Below are 9,807 nucleotides of genomic sequence, written 5' to 3' on the forward strand. Positions count from 1 at the left end.
CCGCGGCGATCAGCAGGACCCCGGTCATGAATTGGAACGCGGGGATCGTGGCGCGCGCGCGCTTGGCCGCAACCAAGAAGCCCACCCAAATCACAAGACCGACGACGGCCAGCAGGTCCCCCACCGGACGGAACTCCGGGCCGCGCGGCGATCCCAGCAGCACGGCGACGACACCCGCCACCGAGACCCCGGTCCACGCAATCTTCCATCGCGTTGCGACTTCGCCGAAGAGCCTCCCGGCGACGGTCAGCACCAACGCGGGCTGCAACGCGCCGATCAAGCTCACGTTGGCCACGGTGGTGAGCCGCAGCGCAGAGAACGAAGCGACGAGGTTTACCGCGAACATCAACCCGGCCGGCCACACCGCCACCAGCACGCGCCGCGTGAGGGGCCTGCCGGTCACCATCCCGGCCAGCCACAGGCCGGCAGCCCCCAACCACAGACGCCAAAACGCGAACACGAACGCGCTCGTGTGCGCCTGCTTCACCAGCACGTTGGACAGCGCCCAAAGCACGACCGCGATTCCGGCAGCGGTGACTCCAAGACGGCCGTGAGAATCCGCGCGCCCCTGCTTCACGCCCCCGACACCCAGCGCCACCGGACCTCCCAGATCAGAAAGCGCACGATAGCGCCTCGTCGCGCTCCACGTGGACGTCTGCGTGCAGAGCGTGGCCGCATTGCGTAAAGGGAACCAACCTCCCGGCGTCGAAAGGAGTCCCGACAACCGGGTGAGGGAGGTCTTGATGAGGCTTACGCGCGCGCTCGCGCTCGTTCCGTGCATTGCTTTGGCGCTGTCCGGCCTCGGCCGCGCCGGCGCCGCTCCGGCCGACTGCGCCGGAACTCGCGCACCCCGCTGGCTCCCGTCGATCGGCGCCGCAGACGACGCCGGTGACGTCCGGGTCTTCGCGGTCCAGTTCAAACAGGATCTGCGCCACGTCGAGAGCTACGACACGTTCCGGCGCAAGATGGAATGCCTCGTCGAGGAGTTCGTACTGCCCTACCTCGACCTCGACGGCGACGGGTCCAAGGACAAGCCGGCCATCGTGGTGTTCAACGAAGACGACGGCCTGGCGACCATAGGCACCGGCTCCCGCGGCGCGACGGCGCGCGCGATCGCCCAAAGCCCTGCGCGCGACCCCCAGAGCATCACCGGCGCTCAGGCGGCGTTCGGAACGCTCGGGGCAACCTACTCGCCCGCGATCGCCTACTACGCCGCGCGCGAACATGAAACCAGCGCGCAGCGGCTGATCCTGGCGGCGGCCACCGACACCTTCGTGCGCGGATTCATGCAGACGTACTCGGACATCGCCCGTCGATACGGCATCTACGTTGTCTCCGCAAACAACCAAGCCGAGTTCCGCGAAGTGAATCTCGCGGAACACCCGGAAGCAGCAGCGCTCGTCGACCCCGACCTCAAAGACGAGTATCTCAACGGACACCTGACAACGGTGTACGAAGCGGTAGACGTGGACGCGATCCCCGAGACCGTCGGTCTTGGGCGCGCGGGCATCGACGTTCATAACAAGGCCTTCATGTGGGCGCCGGATTCCGGAGTCACCGACTACGCGCGCGACAAGTACAGCGTCGTGAACGGAGGGACTCTGTCGGCTGCGGACCCCCGATCGAACCTGATCCACGTCGTCAAGAAGACTCCCCTCACACAGATCGAGATCGACATCCTCGACCTGAGCGACGATGAGGACCTCTCCAGTGCCAACACCGGTCCCTTCTGTTTGACGACCACAGACGACCCCGACTGCAGCGCGAAGATCGGATACGGGATCAGCCTGCCGACGTTCATGTGGGGCGACACGGAATGCTCCGAGGGGACCCCCGGGTGTGTGGCGGGTAAGCGCGCGCTGACGTTCGGCGAGGAGCCCGCGGACGGAGCAGATCCGTGCGCGGGACCGGTGTGGTGGATGCGCTGTCTGGACGCGCGCGGGGTGAACGTCCTTCTGCAACCCGAGGCGAACCCGGGACCGTGGGGCGAGTTCACCACGGGCCGCGAGAGTCGCGGATTCGGCGACTGGCAGCCATTGTCCTGGCTGGACTCCGCTTGGCGCTCGGTGGCCGACCCCACGGTCGGGTTCCGCTACGCGGTAACCCCGCACATGGTCGGCAACCTCGTCGATCTCACCTTCGACGGGCAATCCGTCATCTTCGAACGCTGCTCGGCCGCGACCGGCGACGCGAACACGTGTGACGGCAACCAACCGGCCGCATTCGTGGGAACCGACGAGTTTGTGCCCTGCGTGAACGCCGACGACCCGACCTGCGATGCGCCTTTGTGGGGTCCATACGCCGGACCAAAGCCGGAAGTCATGGTGCTTGCCCCGTGGGTCCTGGAGGACGATCCGTCCCTGGACGCGCGCGCCAACCGCGCGCGCCTTTCGGAGCGCGCGCGCGCCATGCTCGCCAACAGCGGTTCGGTGTTCGAGAACGACTACCTGGAGACCACCGTCTGGGCCGACCTGGATCTCGACCTCTAGCACCCGCCGACGTTTGGAGCCCAGGCCCGCCTGATATAGGATAAGGGTCGTAACTAATAGCGGTTTCAACCCGGAGGTGCCACATGCTCGGCCCAACCTCGCGCGCCGAGAACCTCGAGCGCATGGCTCGAGACACGTTCGACGTCGTCGTCATCGGGGGAGGCATCACCGGCGCGGGGTGCGCGCTGGATGCGGCGGCGCGCGGCCTATCGGTCGCACTGATCGAGAAGGACGACTTCGCCTCCGGGACGTCGTCGCGTTCGTCGAAGATGGTCCACGGCGGGATGCGCTACATGGCGCAATTCGACTTCGGGCTAACGTGGGAAGCCGCGCACGAGCGAGAGTTGCTCATCCGCCTCGCTCCCCATCTGGTTCGCCGGCTCAAGTTCCTCTACCCCGTGTACCGCAAGAAGGAAGTCCGCCAAACGCCCATCGGGCTCTCCCTATACAAGGCACTCGCCGGGTTCCGTGGAGCCAAGCACGCGCGCGCATCGGCGCAGACAATCCGAGAACTTGCCCCGAGTCTCGATCCCGCAGCGGTCAAGGGCGCGTGGACGTTCTACGACGCGCGCGCCGACGATGCACGGTTGGTCTTCGAAGTAGCGCGAACGGCACACAACCACGGCGCCGTGATCGCCAACCACGCGCGCGTTACCGGATTCGAGCGCACGAACGGCCGAATCTCGGCGGCGACGGTCACCGACTCCATCGGCGCAACGCAGATCGAGGTACGCGGACGCTCGTTCATCAACGCCACGGGGATCTGGGCTCACGACGTCGCAGAGTTGGACGCCTCAGGCTCACTGTCCCCCCTGCGTCCGGCGAAAGGAATCCACCTGTTCGTGTCCGCCGCGCGCCTGGACGTGCGCGCGGCAGTCATCGTTCCATCCGGCCTGCGCGACGGGCGTTCTTTGTTCGCCGTCCCGTGGGGTCCGGTCGTGCTCCTTGGAACGACCGACACCGACTACACCGGTCCGATCGACTCCCCCGCAGTGACCCACGAAGACGTCGACTACGTCCTGAACGCGATCAACGGCAAACTCCAGACCGGGCTGACGACGCACGACGTCGTCGCCGCCTCGGCCGGCCTGCGGCCGCTCGTCGCCGGCGATGGCGGACGCACCGCCGACCTTTCTCGCCACCACGCGATCACGGTCGGGCCGGGCGGCTTGACCACGGTCACGGGCGGAAAGCTCACGACGTACCGTCGCATGGCAGCCGACGCGATCGACGCCGTCTGCAAGCAGCTCGACGTCAAGGCCAAGTCCCCGACCGCCAAGCTCCCGATCGGCCTCACGCGACCGCTCGCCGACGTGCTCGCCGAGACGAATCGCGCGGCAACCGAACTGAGCGCCGACCCGCGTCTAGGCATCGACCTCGTACGGATCTACGGAGACCTGGCACCGCGTGTCCTCGAACTCGCCGCACAGGATCGAGAACTCGCACTTCCGCTCGCCGAGGGCATGACCACCATTCGCGCGCAGATCGCATGGGCCGCCCGTCACGAGATGGCTCAATCAGTCGAGGACGTTCTGGCGCACCGCACGCGAATGTCGCTTGCGGATCGTGCAGGCGGCACGGCCACCGCGGCGCCGCAGATCATCGCCGCGGAACTCGGCTGGGACGCAGAGCGCACGGCACGCGATGTGTCCGACTACCTTGCGAAACTGGCCGCGGAGCGCGGTCCGGTCGCGCCGCCGACTTCGGCGCGCGCGTGACTCGAGCGGCTCGGCGACGATGACCGCCGCGCGCGCGAAGACGAACCCGCCGGGCCACAAGGATCGGTCTTCAGGCCGAGCGCTTCCCAGCGTGGCGCGCGACCTCAATCGCGAACTGGTCCTGAATCTCTTGCGATCCGACGGACCCCTGTCGCGCGCGGCAATCGCGCAGCGAACGCGGCTCGCCAAACCGACCGTCTCGGCCATCGTGGCCGACTTGCTCGCCGCCCGGCGAGTGCGCGAGGTCGGCGTCGCCGCGGGCCCCGTCGGACGCGGGCGCCCTGCCGTCCTGGTCGAATACAACGCAGCCGAGTACACGGTCGTCGGCGTTCGCATCGGGCGGACGTTCATCCGCGTCGCCCTGGCGGACGCGACGGGCGCAGAAATGGGTCGCTCAGAGAGCCCCACACCCCCGAACGACCCCGAGGCCGTCCTGCGCCGCGTGATCGAGATGATCGACGAACGACTCACCGAAGCCGGCGTGCCGCGCGCGCGACTCTCCGCGGTCGGAGTCTGCGTTCCCGGCGTCGTCGACCTCGTCACCGGCGACGTCTTGCGCGCGTCACCGCTTGGATGGTCGAACTTCCCGCTGGCAAAGAGATTGCGCGCGCGCTTGCGCGCGCCCGTCTACGTGCACGACACGACGCAAGCCGCCGCCGTCGCCGAGACGATCGAAGGCGCCGCGCGCGGCGTGAAGAACGCGGTGGTCCTCGATGCAGGCGACCGACTGGCGGCCGGCATCGTCATCGACGGGCGTCTGTACCACGGGACAAACGGGCTCGCCGGGCTCATCGGACACTGCGCCATCCCGGGGAATTCCGAGCAGTGCGCCTGCGGGCGGACGGGGTGCATCGAAGCCGTCGCCGGTTCGGGGGCGGCCGTCCACACAGTGCGGCAGGAACTGCGACGCGGGAGGACCTCAACCCTCTCATCGATCCGTCCGCGCTCGGCGATCACCGCGCAGAATGTCGCCGATGCCGCAGCCGCCGGCGACACGCTCGCGATCGAAGCGCTGCGGGATGTCGGTGAGTACGTCGCCCACGCAGCCTCGTGGCTGGCCAACATCCTGAACCCCGAGGTTCTGGTCCTCACCGGCGTCTTCGCGACGCTGCCTCCGGCACTCGTCGACGCCGGCAAGAAACGCCTCGCGGAACTGTGCGCACCCGAGGTCGCGCGCAGCGTCGATCTGCGCGTGTCGAGCCTGGGCATGGAAGCGTGGGTGCGCGGAGCGGTTCTGCTCGCGCTGCAGCACACCCAGCGCTACTACAGGCTCGTCTTCGATTCGGGCTCGGCGCCTACAGCCCCATCTTCCCAGGATTAAGAATCCCGTTCGGGTCGAGCGCCTGCTTCATCGCCCGCAGAACATCCATCCCTTCGCCCAGTTCTTCGGCGATCCAGGGCGCGCGCAACAAGCCGATGCCGTGGTGATGACTGATGGTTCCGCCCGCAGCGCGAACTGCCCGCATGGCCTCGTCCCACGCGACCCGATACCGCTCCTCGGCCACCACATCGTTCGGCGAGTCCGTGTAGATGAACGTGAAGTACAAGCACGAGCCTTGCTTGTACACATGCGACGCGTGACACCCAACCAGCGGAGTAACCGACATCAGCGCGGCGCGAACACCCTCGTACAGTTCGTCAATCGGCCAGAGGCCGGCGACCTCGATTGTGTCCACCATCGCGTTGGGTCCAAGCATCCCTTCAAACATGACATTCGTCAGAGTCTCGACCGCGTGGTTTCGATTCACCCACCAGTCCTCCGCGAGCGTTGCTCCAAGGTCTACTCCGCCGGCGGCTTCCACGACCGCTCGCACAGCAGCCTCTTCCGCCTCTGCCAATTCATCGCCCTCGAACCGCAAGATCAGAACGGCCCCTCCGGGCGTGTTCTCGCGAAACGCGATGAATGCGTCCTGCGGGTCCAACAAACGACAAACCGCCGGCCGAAGTCCCCCCTGAATCACACGCTTGCAAGCCTCGAGACCCTCAGCGAATCCAGGAAACTGGTACGTAGCGTGTGACGCGATCTTGGGCATCTTGCTGCACGCCAGCGTGACCTCCGTGATCACGCCGAGCGTCCCTTCGCTGCCCAGGAACAAGCGCGAAAGATCCGGACCGGCCGCGCTCTTGGGAGTCTTCTGCGTGCGAACGATCTTGCCGCCCGCCAGAACGACCTCGAGCCCGATGACCATGTCCTCGATCCGTCCGTAGCGCGAGGACTTCTGTCCACACGAACGCACTGCAAGCCATCCCCCCACCGAGGAGATGTCGATCGACTGGGGAAAGTGACCGAGAGTCAGGCCTCGCTCGCGAAGCGCCGCCTCGAGCACGCCGCCCATCACACCCACGCCGACCGTGACGGTCTGAGCGGTCTCGTCGATGCTCATCCGGTTGAGTCCGCGAAGATCCAAGGTGATCGCGCCGGGAATCGCCTGCGCTCCTCCACATACGCCGGAACCCGCACCGAACGGCACAACCGAGGTTCGAGTCTCGTCCGCCCAACGCAGAACCTCGGACACTTCCTCGACGTACGAAGGGCGGACGACCGCCGCCGGCACGTCGAAGGTATCTCCGCGTCGTTCGCGTAGCATCTGGAACGGCCACCAGTCGCGCGCGTGCGCCGCCAGGTCCCGCGCGTCGGTCGACACGGTGCCGGGTCCCAAGCGCGAGGCCAATTCATCCAGGTTCATGCGTTCACCCTCCGGCGCAGCCTTATAGGATAAGGTCCCTAACTAATGCGCCCATGATAGCCACAACGCCCGGACCAGGCAAGGCAAGGCAACGAACGTAATGCTCACTCTCCAAGGTATTGGCTTCCTTTGGGCGGCCAGGGGAACAGCCCGTGCGGATAGAAACAACCTTGCGCGAAAGCGCCGGGGACACAGAACCCTCCGACCGGCATGTTGGGCGGCCAGGCGGTCGCTTCGATAGATCCGGGTCTGAACACGCGCCCGGCTCCGGAGGTGTTTCCCCACCCGTCGGTCAGGCCGCCGTCGGGCACGACGACATCGCGATCAGAGAGAACGCCCGCCAACCGGGCCACCCAAGTGTGAGTGATCGGGTCGTACTCGGCACTGAGATCCTCCCCGCCCGGCTGCAGACGGAAGGTCAACGATCCCCCCGCCGGGACGCGCTCGCGGTCCCACAGGTTGCGATCCGGATCCGGCGCCGGGTTCGTGGCGTGGAAGGCAAATACCGTGTCTCCGCCGTCGACCTTCGCCTCGACGCCGCGAACGATCAGGCGTCGCGAAGAGACCACCTCGAAGGGACGCGAGTCGAGCGGCGTGTAGCTGCCACTCGTCACGCGCAGTCGGTACGTGCCCACCGCCAGGCTCGGAAGAATGTCGTAGACGGCACGGTAGACCCCGTCCTCGAACCTCCACTGGAACCCGATGTCGAGGTCTGTTGCCGCCGTCGCCCACGAGTCCCCCACCTCGCGCTGCAAGGTCAGAAACGCGGCATCGAGCGGCCGGTCGTTGCCCCCGGGACCACCCGTCCACTCCATCGTCACGATCTCCATCCGAGGGACCTCGGTGGCGGGCTGCACGGTGATGGCCCCGGCCACTCCACCGTCTCCGGTGAGAACCGGGGGTTCACCCGTCGTTGCATCACTGATCGAAGCTTGCGGTTCGGGATCGGGCAAGCCCCCGAGCATTCGTCGCGTTAGATCCTCATGCGTGGCGATGATCAGATTGGACGACCACTTCCCCCAGAGCGTGACCCCGGCTTCGTAGTGGTGCTGGTCGTACTCCTCCGGCGTCGTCCAGTAACCGACGCTTCCTTCCCCTGCGAGACCGACCACAACCGTGCGCGCGATTCCCGCAGCAGGGAGGTCGGCCGCAAGCCGCATCGCGGCCTGCACCCGGCGCCCGACTTCGATCGTCGGCTCGCCCACGATCCCGGCGACGAGGGCTTCACCGACACGAATCTGCACCAACTCGACCGCACCGTTGTGCCCGCCGATCGGGGCCACGAGGATCTTTCGCCCCTGCACCGGATCGGCCGCCTCGGCCGGCCTGCGCTTCCCCTCGGTTTGAATCGGCTGGTAGAAGATGCTCGGACCGTTCTCGGCGCCACCAAAGAACGAGAGACCCGCCCAGCCCTCCGACGCAACACTGCCGCCCTCGACCTCTTGCCCGCAGAAACAAATGATCGCAGTTCGCACGTCCAGGATCGGGTCGTCGATGAGGTTCCGGCCGGCCTTCTCCCACGCAATGTTCAGCGCCCGAGCAACTTTCTTCCCTTGGCTGTCGGCGGTCGAGTAGGAATTGAAGGAATCGTTACGCGACACCATGTCGCCCTCGTTGCCGTTGGCGAACATCGCGAGCACGCCGGGATGTCCGGCCGCGGCAAGGGCCTGTTCAAAACGCCAGCCTGCGATCGCGGACCAGTCCGCCGTATACAACTCGTTCGCAGGCGGGAACGACGTGTCGTGCGCAGAGAAGCGGAACCATGCAGCCATCGGCGTCCGCTCGTCGGTCGACTCGTCGACGGCATCGACGCGCAACACGTGCATCGTGCGGTCGACCAAGTGTCCGGGTCCCAGCGGATCCAGGTCCGCGGAAGCGGTGTGGGGCGCCAGGTCGAAACCGTGGTTCGCCAGATGCGCCTCAATGCTGCGGTTGTCGTTGGCGTCGGCAACCTCAACGTCCGCCCACCCCAGAACTGCGGGACGCAAGTTCGCGTTCGCCTGACGAACGGCCGCGGCGATCTGCGCCGCGATGAACGCCTTTACATCGGCCGCCCCGGACGTCGTGCTCATGGTGTTGATCTGCAGATCCGGACCCGCGTGGGTGTGCGATCCGGCCAGGAACAAGTTGCGGCTGGTGAACCCGAGATCGGCAAGCTGCGCCGCGACCGCCCTTCGAAAGCCGCTGCCGAATCCGAGATCGACAGAGACGATCCCGAGCTTGGTGTCGCCGCGTTCGAGCACGATGGCGCGCGCGCGCAGGCGAATCGCGACACCTTTGGCGAAGGTGTCGGGACGAACGTAGCCGTCGAAATTGCGTCCCAGGTCCGGCGTGATGTCCGCCCACGCCGCCCCAGCCCGGAGCGCGTTCGTCGCGCGCGCGCCCGAGGTGACGCCCCCAGTGGCGACAACGGCCAACACCAGCAGAAGTGCCCCCGCCACCGACCCCCGACCGCGCTTCTGTATCACGACCATCGCATCCCCCTTGTCCGCAGAACGCAAAGAGGCCACGCTCGGCCTCCGCTCACCCGGCTGCACGATCCCCATCAGGGTACTGCACAATCACGACTTATCACCAGGAACAGTGCGTTCCGGGCACCAGGTGATTGAGCCTCGGACCCGTCGCGACGTCGCGACGTCGGCGTCGCGCTCAGCGCGGGCGGAATCGCGCCTGGAAGAACCGCAGGTACTTCGGTTCGAAGACCATCTCGAGCCCGCGAACCGCCGCGCGCCGGTCCCAAACTTCGAGAACGGTTTCGGCCGCAACATCCATGTGCGCTTGGGTGTAGACGCGTCGCGGAAGTGCGATCCGCACCAACTCGAGCGCGGGGCGGCGGTGATCGCCCGACGCCGGATCACGGCCGGCGGACACGATCCCCCGCTCCATTGTGCGCACCCCTCCCTCAAGGTAGAT

The 9,807-nt window shown here is 66.8% G+C and carries 7 protein-coding genes; 3 read left to right on the forward strand and 4 right to left on the reverse strand.

Annotated elements, in window-relative coordinates; genetic code table 11:
- Nucleotides 1-598, reverse strand: a 598-nt coding sequence (locus WDA27_14255; GenBank protein ID MFA5892088.1) for a DMT family transporter, incomplete at its 3' end; no start/stop codon positions are given.
- A gap of 145 nt (nt 599-743) precedes the next feature.
- Here WDA27_14255 and WDA27_14260 point away from each other — a divergent pair.
- From WDA27_14260 to WDA27_14270, 3 genes are all read left to right on the forward strand, one after another.
- Nucleotides 744-2,489, forward strand: coding sequence for a hypothetical protein (locus tag WDA27_14260; GenBank protein ID MFA5892089.1), 1,746 nt, complete (start codon nt 744-746; stop codon nt 2,487-2,489).
- Between the two features lie 83 nt (nt 2,490-2,572).
- On the forward strand, nt 2,573-4,207 hold the full coding sequence (locus tag WDA27_14265; protein MFA5892090.1) for a glycerol-3-phosphate dehydrogenase/oxidase: 1,635 nt from the start codon (nt 2,573-2,575) through the stop codon (nt 4,205-4,207).
- Nucleotides 4,208-4,226: 19 nt separating this feature from the next.
- Nucleotides 4,227-5,528, forward strand: coding sequence for an ROK family protein (locus tag WDA27_14270; protein ID MFA5892091.1), 1,302 nt, complete (start codon nt 4,227-4,229; stop codon nt 5,526-5,528).
- On the opposite strand, the gene WDA27_14275 is transcribed toward WDA27_14270, so the two are convergent.
- The 3 genes from WDA27_14275 to WDA27_14285 form a co-directional block, all read right to left on the reverse strand.
- Nucleotides 5,503-6,894 (reverse strand): FAD-binding oxidoreductase, encoded by a 1,392-nt coding sequence (locus WDA27_14275; GenBank protein MFA5892092.1) that lies wholly within the window; start codon nt 6,892-6,894, stop codon nt 5,503-5,505. The genes WDA27_14270 and WDA27_14275 overlap by 26 nt on opposite strands.
- 104 nt (nt 6,895-6,998) lie before the next feature.
- Entirely contained in the window at nt 6,999-9,368 is a 2,370-nt protein-coding gene (locus WDA27_14280; GenBank protein MFA5892093.1) for a neutral/alkaline non-lysosomal ceramidase N-terminal domain-containing protein, read from the reverse strand.
- A 175-nt stretch (nt 9,369-9,543) separates the two neighbouring features.
- Nucleotides 9,544-9,807, reverse strand: a 264-nt coding sequence (locus WDA27_14285) for a beta-eliminating lyase-related protein (GenBank protein MFA5892094.1), incomplete at its 5' end; no start/stop codon positions are given.

This window comes from Actinomycetota bacterium, from assembly GCA_041658565.1.
Classification (GTDB): Bacteria; Actinomycetota; AC-67; order AC-67; family AC-67; genus JBAZZY01.